Source organism: Hymenobacter jeollabukensis (genome assembly GCF_005771675.1).
Taxonomy (GTDB): domain Bacteria; phylum Bacteroidota; class Bacteroidia; order Cytophagales; family Hymenobacteraceae; genus Solirubrum; species Solirubrum jeollabukense.
Genome location: NZ_VAJM01000001.1, coordinates 205602 through 225997, shown reverse-complemented (window position 1 = coordinate 225997; position 20396 = coordinate 205602). Strand labels below are relative to the sequence as shown.

The 20396-nt window shown below is 64.5% G+C and carries 16 protein-coding genes; 7 read left to right on the top strand and 9 right to left on the bottom strand.

Features of this window, described 5'->3' with window-relative positions:
- Nucleotides 1-21: 21 nt before the first annotated feature.
- From FDY95_RS01025 to FDY95_RS01015, 3 genes are all read right to left on the bottom strand, one after another.
- The gene (locus tag FDY95_RS01025; protein WP_171025476.1) at nucleotides 22-2487 is read right to left on the bottom strand and encodes a T9SS type A sorting domain-containing protein; all 2466 of its coding nucleotides are present in this window, start codon (nucleotides 2485-2487) and stop codon (nucleotides 22-24) included.
- Nucleotides 2488-2768: 281 nt separating this feature from the next.
- Nucleotides 2769-3314 (bottom strand): hypothetical protein, encoded by a 546-nt coding sequence (locus tag FDY95_RS01020; RefSeq protein WP_138074862.1) that lies wholly within the window; start codon nucleotides 3312-3314, stop codon nucleotides 2769-2771.
- Between the two features lie 13 nt (nucleotides 3315-3327).
- Nucleotides 3328-4482, bottom strand: a complete 1155-nt coding sequence (locus tag FDY95_RS01015; RefSeq protein ID WP_138074861.1) for a zinc-dependent alcohol dehydrogenase — start codon at nucleotides 4480-4482, stop codon at nucleotides 3328-3330.
- Nucleotides 4483-4781: 299 nt separating this feature from the next.
- On the opposite strand from FDY95_RS01015, the gene FDY95_RS01010 reads away from it, so the two are divergent.
- From FDY95_RS01010 to FDY95_RS01000, 3 genes are all read left to right on the top strand, one after another.
- Entirely contained in the window at nucleotides 4782-5384 is a 603-nt protein-coding gene (locus tag FDY95_RS01010) for an SET domain-containing protein (RefSeq protein WP_138074860.1), read from the top strand.
- Between the two features lie 74 nt (nucleotides 5385-5458).
- Nucleotides 5459-6811 (top strand): MATE family efflux transporter, encoded by a 1353-nt coding sequence (locus FDY95_RS01005; RefSeq protein ID WP_138074859.1) that lies wholly within the window; start codon nucleotides 5459-5461, stop codon nucleotides 6809-6811.
- A gap of 79 nt (nucleotides 6812-6890) precedes the next feature.
- Nucleotides 6891-8096: a T9SS type A sorting domain-containing protein gene (locus FDY95_RS01000; protein WP_171025475.1), complete on the top strand. Its 1206-nt coding sequence runs from the start codon at nucleotides 6891-6893 to the stop codon at nucleotides 8094-8096.
- A gap of 34 nt (nucleotides 8097-8130) precedes the next feature.
- Here the strand turns inward: FDY95_RS01000 and FDY95_RS00995 are convergent, their stop codons facing one another.
- Both FDY95_RS00995 and fahA read right to left on the bottom strand, forming a co-directional pair.
- Nucleotides 8131-9006, bottom strand: coding sequence for a carboxypeptidase-like regulatory domain-containing protein (locus FDY95_RS00995; RefSeq protein WP_171025474.1), 876 nt, complete (start codon nucleotides 9004-9006; stop codon nucleotides 8131-8133).
- 124 nt (nucleotides 9007-9130) lie between these two features.
- A complete protein-coding gene (gene fahA / locus FDY95_RS00990; RefSeq protein ID WP_138074856.1) occupies nucleotides 9131-10414 on the bottom strand; it encodes a fumarylacetoacetase in 1284 nt (427 codons plus the stop codon).
- A 187-nt stretch (nucleotides 10415-10601) separates the two neighbouring features.
- On the opposite strand from fahA, the gene FDY95_RS00985 reads away from it, so the two are divergent.
- Nucleotides 10602-11288, top strand: a complete 687-nt coding sequence (locus FDY95_RS00985) for a hypothetical protein (protein WP_138074855.1) — start codon at nucleotides 10602-10604, stop codon at nucleotides 11286-11288.
- A gap of 132 nt (nucleotides 11289-11420) precedes the next feature.
- Here the strand turns inward: FDY95_RS00985 and FDY95_RS00980 are convergent, their stop codons facing one another.
- The gene (locus tag FDY95_RS00980) at nucleotides 11421-11714 is read right to left on the bottom strand and encodes a NifU family protein (RefSeq protein ID WP_138074854.1); all 294 of its coding nucleotides are present in this window, start codon (nucleotides 11712-11714) and stop codon (nucleotides 11421-11423) included.
- A 59-nt stretch (nucleotides 11715-11773) separates the two neighbouring features.
- The gene (locus tag FDY95_RS00975) at nucleotides 11774-12874 is read right to left on the bottom strand and encodes an Mrp/NBP35 family ATP-binding protein (RefSeq protein ID WP_138074853.1); all 1101 of its coding nucleotides are present in this window, start codon (nucleotides 12872-12874) and stop codon (nucleotides 11774-11776) included.
- Between the two features lie 224 nt (nucleotides 12875-13098).
- Here FDY95_RS00975 and FDY95_RS00970 point away from each other — a divergent pair, with 224 nt between their 5' ends.
- Both FDY95_RS00970 and dnaG read left to right on the top strand, forming a co-directional pair.
- The gene (locus FDY95_RS00970; protein ID WP_138074852.1) at nucleotides 13099-14385 is read left to right on the top strand and encodes a hypothetical protein; all 1287 of its coding nucleotides are present in this window, start codon (nucleotides 13099-13101) and stop codon (nucleotides 14383-14385) included.
- Nucleotides 14386-14647: 262 nt separating this feature from the next.
- Nucleotides 14648-16750: a DNA primase gene (gene dnaG, locus FDY95_RS00965; RefSeq protein WP_138074851.1), complete on the top strand. Its 2103-nt coding sequence runs from the start codon at nucleotides 14648-14650 to the stop codon at nucleotides 16748-16750.
- Between the two features lie 717 nt (nucleotides 16751-17467).
- Here dnaG and FDY95_RS00960 read toward each other — a convergent pair.
- Together FDY95_RS00960 and FDY95_RS00955 are read right to left on the bottom strand one after the other, a co-directional pair.
- The gene (locus tag FDY95_RS00960) at nucleotides 17468-17977 is read right to left on the bottom strand and encodes a hypothetical protein (protein WP_138074850.1); all 510 of its coding nucleotides are present in this window, start codon (nucleotides 17975-17977) and stop codon (nucleotides 17468-17470) included.
- A gap of 28 nt (nucleotides 17978-18005) precedes the next feature.
- Nucleotides 18006-19172, bottom strand: a complete 1167-nt coding sequence (locus FDY95_RS00955; RefSeq protein WP_171025473.1) for a metallophosphoesterase — start codon at nucleotides 19170-19172, stop codon at nucleotides 18006-18008.
- 103 nt (nucleotides 19173-19275) lie between these two features.
- Between FDY95_RS00955 and FDY95_RS00950 the strand changes: the two genes are divergently transcribed.
- Nucleotides 19276-20298 carry a potassium channel family protein gene (locus tag FDY95_RS00950; protein ID WP_246073892.1) on the top strand — a complete coding sequence of 341 codons (1023 nt, stop codon included), beginning with the start codon at nucleotides 19276-19278 and terminating at the stop codon, nucleotides 20296-20298.
- The last annotated feature ends 98 nt before the right edge of the window (nucleotides 20299-20396 follow it).

Sequence of the window (20396 nt, the reverse complement as noted above, 5' to 3'; positions counted from 1 at the left end):
TGCCAGCTGAACCGCTTGCGGTTAGTGCGTCACCACTACGCGCTGCTGGTAGAGGCCGGCTGCGCCCACGACCTGTACCAGGTACAGTCCGGCGGGCACTGCCGTCAGATTCAGGTTGGCTTCCGCCTGGCGGGCGGGCAGGCGGCGCTGCTGCACCAGGCGGCCCTGCAAATCGAGCAGGCGCAGCTGCTCGGCGCCGGCGGGCAGCTGCACCGTTACTTGCTGCTGGGCCGGGTTGGGGTAGAGCGTGAGCGGCTGGGGCAGCTTGCCGGCCGGCTGGGTGGCCAGGGTGGTATTGGTGAGGCGGGCCAGGCCGATGCGCGTCTGGCCGGCCACGTAGCGGAACGAGCCGTAGAGGATCAGCTTACCGTCGGTGGGCTGCTGGGTCACGCCCGTCAGCACGTCGTCGCCGGTGAAAATGCTGCTCGGCACGGCCACGGCCGCGTAGCCGTTGTCGCGCGAACCATCGGCGTTCAGGCGCACCAGCTGGCTGCCGGCGTTGCTCAACGCGTTGCTGCCGGTAGTGGCTACGATTTTGCCGTCGGCCTGCACGTAGCGCGGCGTGTAGTACTCCGTCAGGCCGGAAAACGTGGCGTCTACCGCGCCGGTGGTGGTCAGGCGCGTCAGGCCGTAGGGCGCCGACTGCCCGCTGAAGCTGGTGAAGGCCGTATTCCAGACGAGCAGCTTGCCATCGGACTGGGGCAGCACGGCGAAGGTGGGCAGCGCGCCGCTGGCGTTGGCCGGTCCCGTGCCGATGGCAAAGGTGTTATCCACGCTGCCGTCGGCGTTGAGGCGGGTTAAGAACTGCTGAAGCGAGCCTTGGTAAGCAGCCCATTGGTACAGGATCTTGCCCCCGGGCAGCACCCACACCGCCGTCACGCGGCGGAATTCGTTGGGATTGACTGGCAGGCTGGTGCTAGCCGGCGGGACAAACGAAGCATCGAGTGAGCCGTCGGCCAGCAGGCGCACCAAGCTGCTGCGCGGCACCCCGTCGTAGGAAGAGAAGACGCCGTAGAGCAGCACCTTGCCATCGGGCTGGAGAGCAGCGCCCGACAGGGAGGCGCCGAGGTTGCCGGTGCCGGTGCCGTAGCGGCTGGCGAGGGTGCGCGTTGCAAACCCGTTGTCGAGGGTGCCACCGGGCAGCAGGCGCCGTACGGTAACAGCGGCGGTATTATCGAGCACGTAGCTGCCGCCGCCCGGCAGCGCGGCCAGCACCGAGCCGCTGACGGCCGGCGCGTAGCTCGCGTCCAGGGAGCCGTCGGCGTTGAAGCGGCGCGGCAGGGTGTTTGCCCCCGTCAGGGTAGTGCCGTTGATGGCGCTGAGGTTGCCGCCCACCAGCAGCTGGCCGTTGCTCAGCGGAAACGCCTGCTGCACCGTGCCGCGGGCTTCGATGAGGGGCGAGAAGCCCACGTCGAGCGAGCCGCTGTTGCTGAGCCGGGCCAGGGCCGTCTGGTCGGTCGCGTTGTACTGGCTGAAGATGCCGCCGATCAGCACCTGCCCGGTGCTGGTGGTAGCCAGGGCCAGCACGCTGCTGTTGGCACCGGTGTTGGGGGCAAACGCAGCATCCAGCACGCCATCGGGCGAAATGCGGGCCAGGCGGCCCCGGGCCACGCCGTCGTACTGCGCAAACGAGCCGCCCAGCAGCACCGCGCCCGAGCTGAGTTCCTTCATGCTGATGACCAAGCCGTTAGGCCCGGTGCCGGGCGTAAAGGTGTTGTCGGGGCTGCCGTCGGGCAGCAGCCGCAACAGGCGCAAGCTCGCGTTGTTCGTAAAAAACGAGCCGGCCACCAGCAACTTGCCACTGGCCTGGCGCAGCACGGCCTGCGTCGAGCCGTTGAGCAACTGATTGCTGGCCGCAAACGTCGCGTCGACCGAGCCGTTGGCGTTCAGGCGCACGAGGCTGTTGGCCGTCTGGCCGTTGAAGGTCGAAAACGAGCCGCCAGCCAGGATCTTGCCGTCGGGCTGCAGCGTCAGGGTCCGTACGAAGCCCCCATCGGCCCCGGTGCCGGGGTTGAAGCCCGTGTCCTTGGTGCCGTTGGCGTTCAGCCGCACCACCGAGGGGCTGCTGAGGCCGGCTAGGTCGGTGGAAATGCCGCCCACCAGCAGCTTGCCGTCGGGCTGCAGCGCCAGGCTCATCGGCTGCCGCGGCACGCCGGCGCCGATGCTGGAGAAGGTGGCGTCGAGCGAGCCGTTGGCGTTCAGGCGCACCAGGTTGGCATCCACGGCGCCATTGAAGGTATTGAAGCCGCCCGCCACCAGGATTTTACCGTCGGGCTGCACGGCCACGGCCGAAATAAAGCCGTTGGCGCCGGTGCCGGCGTTGAAGGTGGCATCCACCGTGCCGTCGGTGTTGAAGCGCTGCAGCTTGCCGGTGAGCGTGCCGCCCACGAAATCGAAGCCGCCGGCCGCCAGGATTTTGCCGTCGGCCTGCACGGCCAGCGTGTTCACGCCCGATTGCAGCGTCGATACCATGGGTGCTTTCAGCACCGTCGGCAGAAAGTCCGGGTCGAGGCTCTGCGCCCGTAGCGCGGTACCGGACTGAAGCAGAAGCCCCCCGCACAATGCCAGGACTAGCGTAAAATTTTTCCGCATAAAACGAGAAATGGGAGAATAACAGAATGCTCCACGGAGCCGCCGCGCCACCGCGCGAACGGGTAAAATTATCACGTTGCGCAGCCATTTCCAGTGACAATAGCTGGGAAAAAACACAAAAAGTCCGGCTGGCAGGTGCCAACCGGACTTCGGAAGAAAGGCATGTGCGTTCGGGCCTATTCCTCGGGGTATGCCCCGCGGTAGTGCTTCGGCTTCTTCGGCTCTTTGTCGCCGGAGCTGAGCAGCACGACGGCGCCCGCAGCTACGGCGGCCACGGCCGAGAGTTTCAGGATCAGGCTGGTGCGGTTGTGCTTCCACTCCACGTCGTAGCCCTTCTCGGCCCAGATGTTGGGCAGCTTGCCGTGGGCCAGGTCTTCGATGATGCCCTCCACCACGTTTACGCGGTCGGCCAGCACCAGCGGCAGCCAGTGGCGGTAGCGGTTTTCGCTGTAGTGAAAGGCCGCCCGCCGGATCATGCCGCTCAGGCCGCTGGGCGGCTCGGGCGTGCCGAACACGGCCGACACGTTGGGCCGCTCAATGGAGCGCAGCACTTCGGTATCGACGGGCTGCAGCGACTGGGGGCGGTGCTTGCTGTCCGGGTCCTGGCCCACGTTCATGCGCTGGCGCATGGGGTAGGTCGGGTCGTTCTTAGGGTCGGCGTCGATGCCCCAGCCGGGAATCTGCTTGGGGTCGATGGGCGTGTTTATCACGTTGGTTTCCATGAGTCGGGCGGCGCTAGTTGCTGGCGGTAGGGGGCAGCAGCACGGTTTTGATGCAGTTGTCGAGCTTGGCGGAGAACATGCGGTAGCCGTCGGCCACTTCCTCCAGCGGCAGGCGGTGCGTAATCAGCCCTTTGGGGTTGAGCACGCCGCTCTGCACGTGCTGAATTAGGCGCGGCAGCAGGCGCTTCACCGAAGCTTGGTTGGCCCGGATGGTCAGGCCCTTGTTGAGCACGTTGCCAATGGGCACCAAGTTGTCGGTCGGCCCGTACACGCCCACGATGCTCACCACGCCGCCCTTCTTCACCGAGTTGATGGCCCAGTGCAGGGCCGTGGCCGAGCCCGCCTGCAGCAGCAGCTTGCGCCCGGTAATGGTCTGCATGGTGTTGCCGGCCGCTTCCGCGCCCACGGCGTCGATGACTACGTCGGCCCCGATCCAGTCGGTGATTTTCTTAATGAACACGACCGGGTCGTCCATTTCCTTGAAGTTGTAGGCCTCGCAGTAGGAGTAGTTGCGGGCAAAATCGAGGCGGTAGTCTTCCTGGTCGATGATGATGACGCGGCCGGCGCCGAACAGCCAGGCGCAGCGGGCAGCCATGATGCCGATGGGCCCGGCCCCAAAGACCACCACCGTGTCGCCGGTCTGAATGCCGGCCATTTCGGCGGCCTGGTAGCCGGTGGGCACCACGTCGGTGAGCAGCACGGCGTCGTCCAGGTCCATGCCCTCGGGCACGATGACCGGGCCGACGTTGGCGTAGGGCACGCGGCAGTACTCGGCCTGCCCGCCGTTGAAGCCGCCGGCGGTGTGCGAGTAGCCGAAAATGGCGCCCACGGCCGTGGCCTCGGTGTTCGATTCGTGGCAGTTGCCGAACATGCCCTGGCGGCAGAAGTGACACTCGCCGCAGGCAATGTTGAAGGGCACGATGACCCGGTCGCCGACTTTCACCTTGGTGACTTCCGCGCCGACTTCCACCACTTCGCCCACGAACTCGTGGCCGAAGGTGGAGCCCACGCGGGTGTCGGGCACGTTGCCGTTGTAGAGGTGCAGGTCGGAGCCGCAGATGCAGGTGCGCAGCACCTTCACGATGGCATCCTGCGGGTGCTTGATTTCCGGCATGGGTTTTTGCACGGCGCGGACCCGTTTGGGGCCCCGGTAATCCATAGCAAGCATAGGCTTAGGCGTTTTGGCGGTTGATGGGCGGGAAATACAGCAGAACTACCCGGCCGGCGCGGCCAATGGCGCGCGCCGACCAGGTAGCTGTGGAACTAGTACGCCGGCCGGAGCCGAATCGGCGCTTTGCGGGCGGATTTACGTGTTAACCTCCGGGTATCTGCGTTAAATCCGTAGACCTGCCCGAAGCCCGCCCGGGCTTCGCAGCGCGCGGCGCTTTGGCCAACCACACAAGCCGTTAGGGTCGCAGCCGGCTTTTGGCTAGTATTGCAATTCTCCGCTTTCTGCCTTCCCTCCCCATGATTCATCCTGACACCGAACTGCGCTTCATCTCCCCCGAAATCGGCTACGGCGTGGTGGCCACCCGCTTCATTCCCAAAGGCACCATCTGCTGGATTTTCGACGCCTTCGACCAGACGTTCAGCCCCGAGCGGGTGCGCGGGCTCGACCAGATGCACAAGGACATTCTCAACAAGTACAGCTACCGCGACGCCCAGGGCGACTTCGTGCTCTGCTGGGACAACTCCCGCTTCGTCAACCACTCCTTCAACAGCTCCCTGGTGTCGACGGCCTACAACTTCGAGCTGGCCGTGCGCGACATTCACCCCGGCGAGGAGTTGACCGACGACTACGGCTACCTGAACGTGTGGGAGCCCTTCGACTGCCTGCCCGAGCCCGGCAGCGCCCGCACCCAGGTGCTGCCCGACGACCTGCTGAACTTCCACCCCGAGTGGGATGCCAAGCTCACGGAAGCCTTCCGCCACTTCAACCAGGTGGACCAGCCCCTCAAGCCCCTGCTCGAAGCCCGCTACCAGGCCAAAGTGGAAGCCGTAGCCGCCGGCCGCGAGCCGATGGACTCCATCCTGAACTGCTACTACCGCGGTGAGGTGGTGAAATTGTGAAGTGGTGAGTTGACGTTCAACGGGCCCATTTCAGAACATCAACTCACCAGTTCACCACCTCACCACCTCACCCCATGTCCCGTCGCCGGCGCCCGGCGTCTTACCGCGCCATCCTCGACATTGCGGCGCCCATTATGCTGGGCAGCCTGGCGCAGAGCGTCATTTACCTGACCGATTCGGTGTTTGTGGGGCGACTGGGCGAGGTGCCGCTGGCAGCCGTAGGCCTGGGCGGGCTGCTGTTCTACCTGCTCACCACCGTGGGCGCGGGCCTGGCCGTGGCCCTGCAGATTCTCACCGCTCGCCGCATCGGGCAGGGCCGCCGCCGCGCCGTCGGCCGCCTGTTCGACAACACCCTGTACCTGAGCCTGACCCTGGCCGCCGCGCTGGCCGCTTTGGGCTACGCGCTGGCGCCCGGGCTGGCCGCCCGCCTCGTGGACGATGCGGCGGTGGGGGGGCAGATGCAGCTGTACCTGCGCGCCGTGGTGTGGGCCCTGCCGGCCAGCTTCCTGTGGCACTGCCTCGCGGGCTTTTTCACCGGCATTGCCCGCACGCGCGTCATCAGCCTGAGCACCCTGCTGATGACCTTGGCCAACGTGGCGCTGAACTACGGCTGGGTGTGGGGCGGACTGGGACTGCCGAAGCTGGGCATTGCCGGCTCGGCCTGGGCCTCGGTGGTATCGGAGGGGGCGGGGGCGGCGGTGCTGCTGCTGGCGCTGCGGCGGCCCGGGCTGCGGTACCGCTACGCCCTGCTGCGCCACCCCCCGATGCGGCTGCCGCTGCGGCGCCTGCTGCTGGTCGGGGCGCCCATCGTGGGCAAGCAGCTGGTCGAAACGGCCGGCTGGTTCGGGTTTTTCGTGCTGGTAGGCGCGATGGGGCGGCAGGAGCTGGCCGTGTCCAATATCGTGCGCAGCGTGTACACGGTGGTCAGCCTGCCCTCCCTGGCGCTGGCCTCGGCCATCTACACGCTCACCAGCCGCTACCTGGGCCAGCGCCGCCCTGATTTGCTGGCCCCCGTCATTGCCCGCACCATCGCGCTGAGCCTGTTGGCCACGGTGCCGGTGGGTCTGCTCATCAGCCTGCTGCCGGTGCACGTGGGCGGGCTGTTCACCTCCGAGCCGGCCCTGAACGCCGCCCTGGTGCCCCTGGCCCCGGTGCTGACCCTGATTCTCACGCTCTTCGCCGCCAGCAATATTCTCTACAACAGCATTATCGGCCTGGGCGGGGCCGGGCGGGCGTTTCAGATCGAAGTCGTCGCCATCGGGGCCTACCTGCTGACGGCTTATGCGGCCGTGCATTGGTGGCGGCTGCCGCTGCCCGGCGTGTGGGCCACCGAGCTGGTGTACTGGCTGGTGCTGGGCGGGCTGGCCAGTAGCTTCCTGTTGCTGCGCCGCTGGCGTCGGCTGCGGACCGAGCGGCTCTACGGGTAAACCAACGGGCTGTACTGCGCCGGCGCTTGGCAATAAGTGGAGCGGGGCCGCGTTTGCTACCTCGGTTATTCTGCTGCTTATGCTATTACTTCGACTCCTGTTGCTGTTTCTGGTGTGCTTTCCTGTCCTGGCCTGGGCGCAAGGCAATGCCGTGGTCTGCTACGATCTGCGCACCGGGCGCAACCACGTACTGCCAGCGGTGCCGCTACCGGCCACCGGGCCGCTGCGCACCGCGCACTCTTTCGGGGCGCTGGCCAACCGGGTGACCCTGGCCCAAACGCCCCCGAGCACCGACGCGCTGCCTGGCACCCAGTTCAGTCCGCGCCGCCGCGCTGCGGCTTCGTTCAACGTGCTCGATTACCCCGTTCGCACCACCGTTGCGCTGTTTGCCTACCAGGGCGGTCAGCGGCTGCAGATGTGTACGGGCACGCTGGTCGGGGAGCGGTTTGTGCTGACGGCCGCTCACTGCGTGTCCAACTATATCACGCGCCGGCTGACATATGGTGCCGACAGCATCCTGGTGGTGCCGGCCTACGACAACGGCCGCGACCCGGTGCTACCGAGCGCGTTTGCCTACCGGTTTTACCTGTTTCAGAGCTGGACCACCGGCGCGGAATTCGACGACCTGGCGTTGCTGGAGTTGGCCCGCCCCATCGGCCAGACCACCGGCTGGGTGAGCCTGGGCAGCTACCGCAACCCAGCCGATTACGAGGTTCCCGTCTGGCATAAGTTCAGCTACCCGGCCGGCGACGACCTCGTGCAGCCGCCCCGCTACAACGGCGATACGCTCTACTACGAATTCGGCGCCGGCAGCAAGGCCGATACGGTCTGGCAGTATGTAATTCCCCTGCAGGACGGGGCCCCCGGAATGAGCGGTAGTTCTTTGATTGCCACCGATAACCAGACGTACTGGGAAGCCCACGGCGTGTTTGTGTATCCGGCCAACTTCCAGCACCGGCGGCTGCGGCCCCGGCAGCTGGCGGCCTTCGCGCAGGTTCTGGCGCAGCCCGGGCTGGTACAGCCTGTGGGCAAGTGCCTGAGCCAGGTGCAGGTGTTCCCCAACCCCGTGGCCGACCAGCTGACGGTGCTGCCGCAGGCCAACAGCTGCCTGCCCTTTGCCATCCGCATCTCCGACGCGCTGGGCCGCGTGCTGCTCACCCGCACCCGCCAGCAGGTCGACGCGCTGACCATCGACCTGGGGTTGCTGCACCCCGGCGTCTACTGGCTGCAGCTCGAAGCCGAGGGGCAGCGGGAGGTACGCCGGCTGGTGAAGTTGGCGCGGTAGAGGCTGCTGCCCGTTCGCCACGGTTGTCGGCCCGCTACTCTTTCACCGTGGCGTACAGGGCCACCGCCGGCCGGCGGCCCAGCAGCGGGCCGTTGCTCGTCACGGTGGGCTTTATCCACTGGCCCTGGCTGGCGAGGCGCACAAACAGCTGCCCGCCCAGCTCGAGGGCGCCCCCGAAGCTGATCTGCTTTGTCAGGTCGAGTGGGGTGGGGGAGGCGGGTACTTGCACCAGTTCCAGACCCATCAGAAAGTCTTCGTCCAGCACCACCTTTTCGGCCGCGAGGTCCACGGTGAGCACGCCGGCTTGGGGAGTTGCCGTCAGCAGCACGTCGTGGCTCAGCAGCTTGGCGGCGGTGGGGAAGCCCCACGCGTCGAGGCGGTAGAGGTTCAGGCGGAAGGTGAGGGGGCCGGCGTCGTTTTTAGCTACCACCACGTTTAGGCTCTGGAGCAGCGCCGGGCGTTTCGGCAGGTGCACCAGGGCCCCAAGCTCCGTGCCCAGCTGGTTGGAAGTCATGTGTACCACGAAGCCCCGGGCCGACTTGGCCAGGCCCACGGTGCGCAGGTCGCGGTAGGCGCCGGGGGCCGCCACGGCTACCTCGCCGAGCTCCACCGCCTGGGGCTGCAGCTCCAGGTTGGGCTGAGCCAGCAGAGTGCGTAGCGGCAGCAGCAGCGGCTCATATCCCAGGCTGGATACGCGTACGGTATCGGTCGCGTACTCGGGGCGGGCCGCCAGCTGGTAGCGCCCCTGCTCGTCGGCCACGGTGCCGAGGTTGCGCTTGGGCAGTCCCAGGTTGACGAAGGGCACCGGCTCGTGGGTACGGCCGTTGCGGATGGTGCCACTAATGGCTTGGGCCTGGCTGGCTGCACTGCCAATGGTGGCCGCCGTCAGCGCGACCAAACAGGAAAACACGAAATGCATGCAAAACAATCGAATAGCTAACAGGTAGTGCGGCTCCGGACCGATAAGGTTGGCCCGAGGTGAATGTGCGAATGAGTGAAGTATCAGAACGACAATCACTCATTCGCTCATTCACTCATTCACCATGCGCCGGCAGCACCGTGCCGCGCACCTCGCCGAAGCCGATGCGCACTTCGCCGCGCTGGCAGAAACCGCGCATCACCACCGTGTCGCCGTCCAGGATGAACTTGCGCTGTGAGCCGTCGGCCAGCGTCAGCGGCTTGGTGCCGCGCCAGGTCAGCTCCAGCATCGAGCCGTAGGCGTCGGGCGTGGCGCCGCTGATGGTGCCCGAGGCGTACAGGTCGCCGACTTCCAGCGGGCAGCCGTTCGAGGCGTGGTGGGTCAGCTGCTGGGCCATGCTCCAGTACATGTCCTTGTAGTTGGTGCGGCTGATGACGGTTTCGGGGCCGCCCTGCGGGGCCAGGCTCACCTCCAGCTGAATGTCGAAGTTGTGGGCGCCGGTTTGCTGCAGGTAGGGCAGCGGCTCGGGCTCCTGCACCGGGCCGGCCACCCGGAAGGGCTCCAGCGCGTCCAGCGTCACCACCCAGGGCGAGACGCTGCTGCCGAAGTTCTTGCCCAGAAACGGCCCCAGCGGCACGTACTCCCAGCTCTGCAGGTCCCTGGCCGACCAGTCGTTGAACAAAATCAGCCCAAACACGTGGTCTTCGGCCTCGGCCAGCGGCACCGTCTGGCCCATCTCGGTGCCTTGCCCCACCACCATCGACACCTCCAGCTCGAAATCCAGCTGCTGCGAGGGGCCGAACGTGGGCACCTGCGCGTCCGGCGCCTTGCGCTGCCCGTTGGGCCGGCGGATATCGGTGCCGCTGACCACGATGCTGCTGGTGCGGCCGTGGTAGCCGATGGGAATCCACTTCCAGTTGGGCAGCAGGGCGTTACTGGGGTCGCGGAACATGGTGCCCACGTTCGTAGCGTGCTCGATGCTGCTGTAGAAATCGGTGTAGTTCTGGGGCTTCACCGGGCGCAGCATCCGCACGTCGCGCTGGCGCAGCAGGCACTCGCGCATGGCTTCCTCCTGGTCGCGCAGCTCGCCGTTGTCGTGGCGCAGAATCTCGCTCACGCGCTGGCGCACGGCCCGCCACGCCGGCCGGCCCAACTTAATAAACGCGTTCAGGGAGCGGCGGCGGAACACCTTGGGCTCGGTGGGCAAATCCAGCCCGCGGAAGTAGCCAAACTGGCTGGCCGCATACAAATCCAGCACATACTCGCCAATGGCCACGCCCACGCGGGTGCCCCGGTCCTCGGTATAGAACACGCCGAAGGGCAGGTTCTGGATGGGAAAGTCGCTGTGGGGCGGAATGTCAATCCAGGAGTGCAGGGCGGGGTCGTTGGGGTTGGCCATGTTCGGAATCAGCAGGGTGGTACGGAATGGGGCAAAGGTAGAACCGTGGCGCTAAATGAAGAACACGGCCGTATTCGTGTTTCGCCGATACTGGTCCCACAGCCAAATTTTGAATTCTTGGCTGTTTTTATGGAAAAAGAAGACTAGAGCAATCTATTCGATGTGTCATGCCACAAAAACTAACCTAATGATTCGAGCATTCCTGCTACTGTTACTGACTTGTTACTGCTCTGTGTGCCGCGGACAAGTGAATATCGCGGCACTTGATTCTGTACTAAAACATCCTCACAACCGGTGGTCAACGATAGGCTTAAATTATGATGTTGTTAATCAGTTTGGTGGCGTGTCTTTGAGTAATGGATTAGATGAAGAACCGGTTATGCACTTTGAAGACTTGCCTGCTTCCATACTTTATAAGATTCAGGGGATGACTGATTTTAAAAACAGCTACTCCTTTGATGGTAAATTGGCATATACTTCCTTGCGCTGGGTTTCATTAGCTTCTATTGAATATTCTCAGCTGAGTTTTAGCGGCAACAGATTACTTTATCGGAATGCTAATCTATCAGCAGAACGTGGGCTTGGCTTCATCAACTGTGGAGTAGTTACTAAAATAGGATGGCAGGAATTGAATAACGCGAAAGGCTTCGGTGCGAAAATAGGGCTTCAGAAAAGTTATACTAGAAACTTTGATAAGAAATCTTTGAGCGCAATGTATCTGGGTGTTGATTTTGGATATTATTTTCATTACACCACTTACTCTGTGTATACTCAGGGGTTCATCTTGAGAAACACCAGTCTTCGTTTGAATTACGGTAGGATTGATTACTTTAATTTTTTCAGTATTGGTTTGCAGTACACTTTCAATCGTTGAGTGCCAAGCTTGACGTGACTTCGAATAAATAATCACTAAAAAACCGCGCCCCGCCTCCGCCGAAACCGGCAGGAGCGGGGCGCTGCTATTCTGGCCTCCGAGAAACGGAAAACCAACAACGAAAAACGAACTCTACCGAACCTGTCCGGCCGGCTGCGGCGCGGTGGCGCCATTCACAGCCTCCACGGCGCGGATTTCGGGCACGGCGCGCTTCACCGATTCCTCCACGCCGGCTTTCAGCGTCATCGGCGACATGGGGCAGGTGCCACAGGCGCCGAGCAGCTCCAGGCGCAGGACCATGTCGTCGGTAATGTCGAGCACGCGGACGTTGCCGCCGTCGGCTTCCAGGTAGGGGCGGATGCCGTCGAGGGCCTGCTCGATGCGCGGTAGCAGGGGATGTTCCAGAACAGAGGCAGTTGCAGACATAGACACAAGACACTGGGCGGGGCCGTGAAGTTCGCACTTTCGCGGCACTCGCGCCGGGTTTACTTCATTTCGACCACCTGCGTGCGCGGGGCCACGTTGTTGCGGATGGACACGGCCCGGGCCACCGACTCGGCCAGCTGCTCGAAGATGGGGGCCACGGCCGAGGTGGTCTGGAGCACGGCTGGGATGCCCTGGTCGCCGTTTTCGCGGATGCCCTGCACCAGCGGAATCTCGCCCAACAGCGGTACTTCGTGCTTGGCAGCCAGCGCGGCGCCGCCACCCTGGCCGAAGATGTAGTACTTGTTGTCGGGCAACTCCTCGGGTGTAAACCAGGCCATGTTCTCGATGATGCCGAGCACCGGCACGTTGATCTGCGGCTGCCGGAACATCTGCAAACCCTTCTGCGCGTCGGCCAGGGCCACTTTCTGCGGCGTGGTCACGATAACGGCGCCCGTCACGGGCAGCGTCTGCACCAGCGTTAGGTGAATATCGGAGGTGCCGGGGGGCATGTCGAGCAGCAGGTAGTCCAGCTCGCCCCAGTCCACTTCGGTGATGAACTGCTTGAGCGCCGACGAGGCCATAGGGCCGCGCCACACGATGGCCGACTCGGCGGGGGCCAGGAAGCCAATGCTCATGATTTTGACCCCGAACCGTTCGATGGGCTCGATCAGGTTGCGGCCGTCTTCGCTCTGGAACACGTGCGGGCGGGCGTCCTCCACGCCGAACATCACCGGCATCGAGGGGCCCGAAATGTCGGCGTCGATGAGGCCAACTTTGGCCCCGGAGCGGGCCAGGGCCACGGCCAGGTTGGCCGTGACGGTGCTTTTGCCCACGCCGCCCTTGCCCGAGGCAATGGCAATGATGTTCTTCACGCCGGGCAGCACGTCGCGGTTCTGGCGCATGCTGGTCACCCGCGAAGTCAGGTTCACCGTCACCTCGGCGTCCTTGTCGACCATCGTGTGAATGGCGCGCACGCAGGCGTTGTGAATCAGCTCCTTGAGCGGGCAGGCGGGGGTGGTCAGCACGACGGTGAAGGCGACCTTCTGCCCGTCGATCTGCACGTCCTCAATCATGTTGAGCGTGACGAGGTCCTTGCCCAGATCGGGCTCCTCAACGTAGCTCAGGGCTTTCAGGACGGCTTCTTTGGTAATCGTGGCCATGTATGGTAGGAGGGAAGAGACGAAAGGAAGGCGCAAAGATAACCAGCAAACGGGGCCAAGGTTGGGCCAAAGTTGGGGCAAGGCGGCCGTGGCCGGTGCCGGCCCGGCTAAATACCGCGCCGGGGCAACCAACCCGCACCGGCCGGCATCTTCCGGCCAGCTCCCGATAGGGGCGCGGCGCTATCTTCGGCCCGCAGTATTGATGCTTTTCAAGGACGATTGACATGATTCATAAGTTCAGCGCGGTGGTTTCGGGGGGCAGATTTTGGCGGAAGCAGGTATGGCTGGGGGCACTAAGTGCTCTGCTGCTCAGCGGCACGGCCGCGGCCCAGGCGCCGGCCGCCGCGCCAGCGGATACGGCCTTCGTGCGGCTGATGCGCAAAAACCAGACGGCGCTGACGGCCGCGGGCACCCAATTCAGCGGGCCGGGCTGGGACAAGCTGCAGCAGGATATCCGCAAAAGCGCGCTGGTGCTGGTGGGCGAAGACCACGGCATGGCCGAAATTCCGGCCTTCACCCAGGCCCTGGCCCAGGTGCTGCAGCCCAAGGTGTACGTGGCCGAAATCGACCGGTACCAGGCCCGCGACCTGACGCGCCTGGTGGCCCAGCCCGGTCCGCCGACGGCGTTTCTACAGCAGTACCCCATGAATCTGTCGTTTTACAGCTGGGCCGAGGAGTTTGAGCTGGCCCGAGCGCTGCGGGCCCGGGGCACGGCCTTGGTGGGCGTGGAGCAGGTGGGCTTTGCCACGCCCGGTCGCCTGCTGGGGCTGATGGCCGACGAAACCAAGAGCAAGCCGGCCCGCCTCTACCTGCGCCAGCAAGCCGCCGCCCTGCAGGCCCACGACCGCGCCGCCCTGGTGGCCGGCAACTACGGCGCCATCAGCATCAACGCGCTGCGCCCCGGCCTGCTCGACAGCCTGCGCACCCTCACCCGGCAGGACGGGCCCGCCGTGCAGCAGATGCTGCGCGACCTGGAAGCCAGCGGGGCCATTTTCAAGACCAACGCCGCCGGCAAGCCCGGCGGCCACCAGGCCCGCATCAACCTGATGAAGCGCAACCTGCTGGCGGAGCTGCAGCCCTACCAGGTGCCCGGGCAGCCGCTGCCGCCCATGCTCTTCAAGTTCGGGGCCAACCACCTGGGCCGGGGCCGCAGCATCTGGGGCGACATCTACGACGTGGGCAACCTGGCCGTGAACCTGGCCGACGCTCACGACCAGAAAACCCTGCACATCTTCATTATCGGCAAGCAGGGCCGCAAGGTGACGGGCCAGAACCCGGCGGACTTCAGCAAGAACAGCAGCGCCTACTCCATGGCCGACGAAGCCATGCTGCGCCCCTTTATGGCCGCTACGCCCGCCGGCGCGGCCTGGCAGGTGTTCGATGTGCGCCCCCTGCGCCGGGCCATGCTCTACCAGGGCCTGCCCGTGCCCGACCAGGAGCTGCAGGCCACCCTGCTCGGCTACGATTACGTGGTCATCATCCCCGAAACGGCCGCCAGCCGCAATTTGTAGGCGGCTGGCGCCGGTTTAGCGAGCGAAGCGAGAGTAATCGGTGCCGAAAATAAGGCAGGCTTTCAGCCTGCGTCGACCGTTGTTAGTCGACTGTTGTTAAAGGAGCTGGACTGCTCGTTTGGGCGCCGCCCGCAGGTTGAAAACCTGCTTTATGGTCGGCACCGGTTACGCCGCTGCGCGGCTAAACCGGCGCCAGCCGGCTCCCCGGCAACCGCCCCGGCCGCCCCGTTCGTACCTTCGCGGTCCGTTTAGCTTTTGTGCCGTGGCCCTCATCCCCAAAGAAACCATTGACCAAGTCCTCCACTACGCCGATATCGTGGAGGTGGTGGGCGACTTTGTGTCGCTGAAGAAGAAGGGCCAGAACCTGTGGGCCTGCTGTCCTTTTCACCACGAAAAGTCGCCCTCCTTCTCGGTGGCGCCGGCCAAGGGCATCTACAAGTGCTTCGGCTGCGGCAAGGCCGGCGACGTGGTACGCTTCGTGATGGACATCGAGTCGGTGAGCTACCCGGAGGCCATCAAGTGGCTGGCCAAGAAGTACGGCGTCGAAATCAAGGAAGAGGAACGCACCCCCGAGCAGCAACTGGCCCAGAACGAGCGGGATTCGCAGTACATCGTGTCCGATTGGGCCAAAAACCGCTACAAGACCCTGCTGCGCGACTCGGAGGAGGGCGAGAGTATCGGCTGGGCCTACCTCAAGGAGCGCGGGCTGAACCAGCAGACCATCGACACCTTCGAGCTGGGCTACTCGCTGGACAAGTGGGACGACGTACTCAACCACGCCCAGCAGGCCGGCTTCGACGGGAAGTACCTGGAGAAAACCGGCCTGGTCATCCGGCGCGAGGAGGACGGCCGGCGCTACGACCGGTTCCGCGGCCGGGTGATGTTCCCGATTCACAACATTTCGGGCCGGGTCGTGGGCTTCGGGGCCCGCACGCTGCGGCGGGATGAAAAAGCCGGCGCCAAATACCTGAACTCGCCCGAGTCGGAGATTTATCATAAATCCGACGTGCTTTACGGCCTTTTTCAGGCCAAGCAGGCCATTCGGCAGGAGGAGCTGTGCTATTTGGTGGAGGGCTACCTCGACGTTATCAGCCTGCACCAGGGCGGGGTGAAGAACGTGGTGGCCTCGTCGGGTACTTCGCTCACCGAGGGCCAGATCCGCCTGATTGCCCGCTACACCGACAACGTGACGGTGCTCTACGACGGCGACGCGGCCGGCATCCGGGCGGCCTTGCGCGGGCTCGACATCATCCTGGAAAACGGCCTGAACGTGCGCGTGGTGCTGTTTCCCGACGGCGACGACCCCGACAGCTACATCCGCAAAGTCGGGGACCAGCGGTTCCGGCAGTTCGTGGAAGAGAACAGCCAGGACTTCATCAGCTTCAAGACCCGGCTGGTGGCCAAGGAGGCGGCCAACGACCCGGTGAAGAAGGCCGAGGCAATCCGGGAGGTCCTGCAGAGCATTGCCAAAGTGCCCGACCCGCTGAAGCGCCAGGTGTTTCTGCAGCAGACGTCGGCTACCTTCCACATCGACGAGCAGGTGCTCATCGACGCCTACAACAAGCAGGTGAAGCAGGCCGCGCCCGGTCCGCGCCCCGGCGGCGGTAACGCAGGCCCCGCCACCGGCGGCACGCGCAACAGCGGCAACGGTGCCGCCCCGCGCCCGGCCAGCAGCGGCGCGGCCGTGCAGCCCGGCGGCCAGCTCACCGGCCTGACGCAGCCGTCGGCCCCCCGGCCCGCCACCAGCCCCGGCTACGACGACTCCATGCCCGACGAGGCCTACGGCTTCATGGGCGACGAGGAGCCCGGCGAAGGCGACGCCCTCGACCTGGAGCCGGTGCCCGACGTGCAGCAGAGCTGCGAGCGGGAGGTTATCCGGCTGATTTTGAACTACCCCGCCCAGGCTCTGGCCGACGGCGTGTCCGTGGCTGAGTACCTGGTGAGCCAGGTGGACGAGACGCCCTTCCGCACGCCCATCTACGCCGATCTGCTGCACCTCTGCACCCAGGCCGTGCAGGCCGGCCGCTTCCCCGATGCCCGGGAGCTGGTGCGCCACGAGCGCGGCGACATCCGCGCCGCCATTACCGATATGGTGTCGGAGATGCACGAGCTGAGCCCGAACTGGATTACCCACCAGATTTACGTGCCCCGGGAGCTGGACCAGCTGCAGCAGGCCTGCGAAAACGCCATTCTGCGTCTGAACAAGTGCAACGTGGAGCGGGAGCTGACCGAGTGCCTGAACACAATGAACTCCTTGAATCCCAGCAACGTGGAGGAGTACCTGGCGCAGATGGCCATCTTCAAAAGCCTCAAGCAGCTGGATATGCAACTGGCGGGGTTGTTAGGGACGATTATTTCGCGGTAAGGGCGGCCAGCTGTACTGTCGTTTCTCTTCGCAATTAGCCCTACCGTCCACTACCTTCGCCTCCACTCGCAGCTATGTGGAAACGCACCACGGTCAGAGCTGGGTCTACACTTCAGATTGGTCAAAGAGACATGCCTAAGCGCGGGCTCCTGTTAATGGTCCTGTCGGGATTAGCGCTAAGCAGCGGCTGCGCCCAACGGCCGGTGAATCGGCAGCCGGTACGCTTGGATATTACCCGCATGGTCCGGTTTACAGGCGCAGATTACCGGGTAGACTCCAGCAGCTTTGCGGCGTTGGATACGCTAATTCAGCAGCTGAATCAGCGGAGCTTGCGGCGCATGAGACTCCAACTAGGCTATGGAGGTTCCGGAGTGGCTGGTTCGCGTCCAGTAAAGGATGCGTATTTAGCCGCATACCAGGTAAAACGGTGTCTGGTGAACAGAGGCTTGCGAAATATGAAGCAGGAAACTCTGGTTGAATTCGAAGGAACAGATAAGACGCCGGTTTCTGGAATAGTAACGAGGATAGAGCTGCAACTGCGCTGACCGGCCCTTTGGGCCAGCCTCTTAAGGCCACTGAGCCCGATTGCGGCGCGGTAAGGGCGGAGCGCAGAATACCTGACGTTGCCGGCGGTTAAGTCCTTGCTCAGTGCGGATCTGAGTGGGCCGCAACTCTGGCAATAGCATTAGCTATGCCTCCCCAGGGGACACTTTTCCGTCATGGAAGGGAAAAGGTGAGTGGAACAAACACGGTATCTGCCCGGGGGGCGGATGCAAACCGTAAACGAGCTAATACCCGTTGGCCTTCTGCCTCAATTGCGGCCAGGGCGGCGGGTTCGTATGCTGGTTCGGCTATTGTGAAGGAGCGGCGTACCAGCACCGCGGGTTGCACTACACCATCAGGCCCAACCACCAACCGGAACGTAAACTTCCCTTCGGCCTGGGCACGCAAAGCTGGTGCCGGATACTGCATCTTCCCTTGCAAGGACCGCCAAAAAAGAAGGCGTTGTTCGTGCCGCTGTATGCTGTCGATTGGGAGCCAGAAGCGGGGCACTTCCACCAGCGGTAAAGGTGGTTGAGGGGCCTTATCAGGCACGTACGGCGGCGGCAGCCCGCGCTGCACCCGCAGCGCCTTGCCCGGTGCCGTGTGCACACCGCCCGACTGCTGAGCTAGCACGAGGTGGGCCGGAAGTGCCACAAGTAGTAAAAAGGCAAGCTTGAAACGCATGGCGGTAGCCTTGTGTCGACCCATATGCTCACAACGCCCGCTTCCGCCCCTGATTATCCACCACCGACAACTTTCCGCCCTCAATCCACAGGGCCTGCATAAAGCCTTGGCCGGTATTCTCCTGGTGCGGCAAATCGATGGCCACGACCTGCCCGCCGTAGAGCGCGGTAATCTGCTCCACGGGCGTGTGGGCAATGACCAGGCGGGTGGCCCCGTACTGCCGCAGCACCGCCGCTACGTGGGCCGCCGGGGCTTCTTCCTGGGCCAGGCCGCGGTACCAGTCGGGGCTGAGTTTGGGGTTGCGCGCCAGCTTTTCGGCGGGCGGCAGGCCGGTGGTATCGGGCGCGTCGAGGCTGCGGCGGGTGAGGTCGTTCAGAGCCGACAGGGGCAGGCGCAGGGCGGCTACTTCGGGGCTGATACCGCCGTGCACGAACAACGTAGGGCCGAGGCGCTCCACCACGTTTTTGCTGCGCAGCCAGCGGCCCAGCTCGGTGTCGGGGGCGTACCAGCGGGCGTAGTCGACGCCGAGCGAGTCAGCGTTCTTGCGGTATTTGCGGCGCAGGTACTTGTAGTGGCCGGTCAGGTTCATCACCTCGTGGTTGCCCAGGATGAAATGCACCTGGCCGCCGGCCTGCGCGGCTTCGTGCTCCAGCTTGTAGAGCAGCCACAGGCACTCGGTCACCTGCAGGCCGCGGTCGAACATGTCGCCGACGAACACCAGGTGGCCCCGGCCAAAGGTCCAGCGGGCCCGCGCGTCCGTCACGCCGGCGCCCTGCAGCAGCAGCAGCAGCCCCTTAAAGTTGCCTTCGATGTCGGACACCACCAGCATCTTTTCGGGCGCGGGGTACTCGGCGGGTTCTGCAGCGGGAAAGGCGTGGCGCGGAAAGCGGAACGTAAGACCGGTTTCCTGCACGAAGCAGGTCAGCGAATCGGTGGCGCGGGCCAGCCTATCGAGCTGCACCGCCGCGCCCGCCCGGCCCGGCACGATGCGCCGGCTCAGGGCCGGGCCGGCAGGCTGGTACTGCACCAGCGGGCCGTCGGGCGAAAAGCCGGATTGGTCGGCGTGGGGGCGCTTGATGGAGTAGTAGGGGAAGAAATAGACCCGGTCAACGAGCCCGAAGTAGGCCAGACCAATACCCGCGGCCAGGTACAGGAAGTAGAGGCCGACCACGGTCAGCAGGAGGCGTTTCAGCATGAAACGATAAAAGAACGGCGGAATAAACGCTGCGAGATACGCAATGCTGCTGGCACGCACAACAAAGCCCCGCCGCCCGCTACCTTCGCCTGCTCGCAGCAATATGTGGAAACGCGCCAACCTTAGCCGGCTCATGCTGGCCATCATCCTCTCGATGCTCAGCATGGGCATCGGCATGGCCGGCTTCATGCTCATCGAGGGCTACACCTGGTTGCAGGCCTTCTACATGACGGTCATTACCATCAGCACCACCGGGTTTGAGGAAGTCAAGCCCCTGTCGGAGCGCGGGGAGCTGTTCGTCTCGCTCTACATCATGTACAACCTGGTGGTGGTGGCCTACCTCGTGTCGGTGCTCACCCAGTACCTCTTCGACGGGGAGCTGCGCAACCTCTTCAAGATGTTTATGACCGATCAGGAAATCCGCCACATCCACGGCCACGTCATCGTCTGCGGTTTCGGGCGCAACGGCAGCAAGGCCTACCACGAGCTGCGCGCCAACGGGGCCAAAGTCGTCATCATCGAGCAGAGCCAGGAGCTGATGCGCGCCAACGCCGAAGCCCTGGGCAACAGCGCCGTGCCGGTGGTCTTCGGCGACGCCACGGCCGACGAGACGCTCAAGCAAGCCGGCATCGAGCGGGCCAGCGCCCTGATTTCGGCCCTGCCCAAGGACGCCGACAACGTGTTCGTGACCCTGACGGCCCGCGAGCTGAACCCCCGGCTGAAAATCATTGCCCGCGCCTCCCTCAAGACTTCCGAGAGCAAGCTGCTGCGCGCCGGCGCCGACTCGGTGGTGATGCCCGACGAGATCGGCGGCTCGCACATGGCCAACCTGGTGATGCGCCCCGAAGTCATCCGCTTTCTGGAAATGATCAGCGGCCTGGGCCCCAACCGCCTGCGCCTGGAAGAGCTGGCCTACCAGGACCTGCGCCCCGACCTGCGCGGCCGCTCCATCCGCGAACTGGACGTCCGCTCGCGCACCGGCGCCACCGTCATCGGCCTCAAGGACAGCGCCGGCCGCTTCGAAGTCAGCCCCGCCGCCGATTTCCGCCCCGCCCCCGGCGACATCCTGCTGCTGCTCGGCACCGACGAGCAGATCCTGCGCGTGGTGCAGGAGCTGAGAAGGTGAGTGGGAGAGTGGCAAGAAGAACGTCATTCAGAGCGTAGCGAAGAATCTCGCGTGTTTGGTCAGATAGTAACCTTGGTGGAGAAATTACTATCGGGAGT

Bases quoted from the DNA above. Each gene is read 5' to 3' on its own strand.
- FDY95_RS01010 (WP_138074860.1), top strand. From the start codon at position 4,782: ATGATTCATCCTGACACCGAACTGCGCTTCATCTCCCCCGAAATCGGC.
- FDY95_RS00955 (WP_171025473.1), bottom strand. From the start codon at position 19,172: ATGCTGAAACGCCTCCTGCTGACCGTGGTCGGCCTCTACTTCCTGTAC.
- FDY95_RS00975 (WP_138074853.1), bottom strand. From the start codon at position 12,874: ATGGCCACGATTACCAAAGAAGCCGTCCTGAAAGCCCTGAGCTACGTT.
- FDY95_RS00970 (WP_138074852.1), top strand. From the start codon at position 13,099: ATGATTCATAAGTTCAGCGCGGTGGTTTCGGGGGGCAGATTTTGGCGG.
- FDY95_RS00950 (WP_246073892.1), top strand. From the start codon at position 19,276: ATGTGGAAACGCGCCAACCTTAGCCGGCTCATGCTGGCCATCATCCTC.
- FDY95_RS01000 (WP_171025475.1), top strand. From the start codon at position 6,891: ATGCTATTACTTCGACTCCTGTTGCTGTTTCTGGTGTGCTTTCCTGTC.
- FDY95_RS00985 (WP_138074855.1), top strand. From the start codon at position 10,602: ATGATTCGAGCATTCCTGCTACTGTTACTGACTTGTTACTGCTCTGTG.
- FDY95_RS00960 (WP_138074850.1), bottom strand. From the start codon at position 17,977: ATGCGTTTCAAGCTTGCCTTTTTACTACTTGTGGCACTTCCGGCCCAC.
- FDY95_RS01005 (WP_138074859.1), top strand. From the start codon at position 5,459: ATGTCCCGTCGCCGGCGCCCGGCGTCTTACCGCGCCATCCTCGACATT.
- FDY95_RS01015 (WP_138074861.1), bottom strand. From the start codon at position 4,482: ATGCTTGCTATGGATTACCGGGGCCCCAAACGGGTCCGCGCCGTGCAA.
- fahA (WP_138074856.1), bottom strand. From the start codon at position 10,414: ATGGCCAACCCCAACGACCCCGCCCTGCACTCCTGGATTGACATTCCG.
- FDY95_RS00980 (WP_138074854.1), bottom strand. From the start codon at position 11,714: ATGTCTGCAACTGCCTCTGTTCTGGAACATCCCCTGCTACCGCGCATC.
- FDY95_RS01020 (WP_138074862.1), bottom strand. From the start codon at position 3,314: ATGGAAACCAACGTGATAAACACGCCCATCGACCCCAAGCAGATTCCC.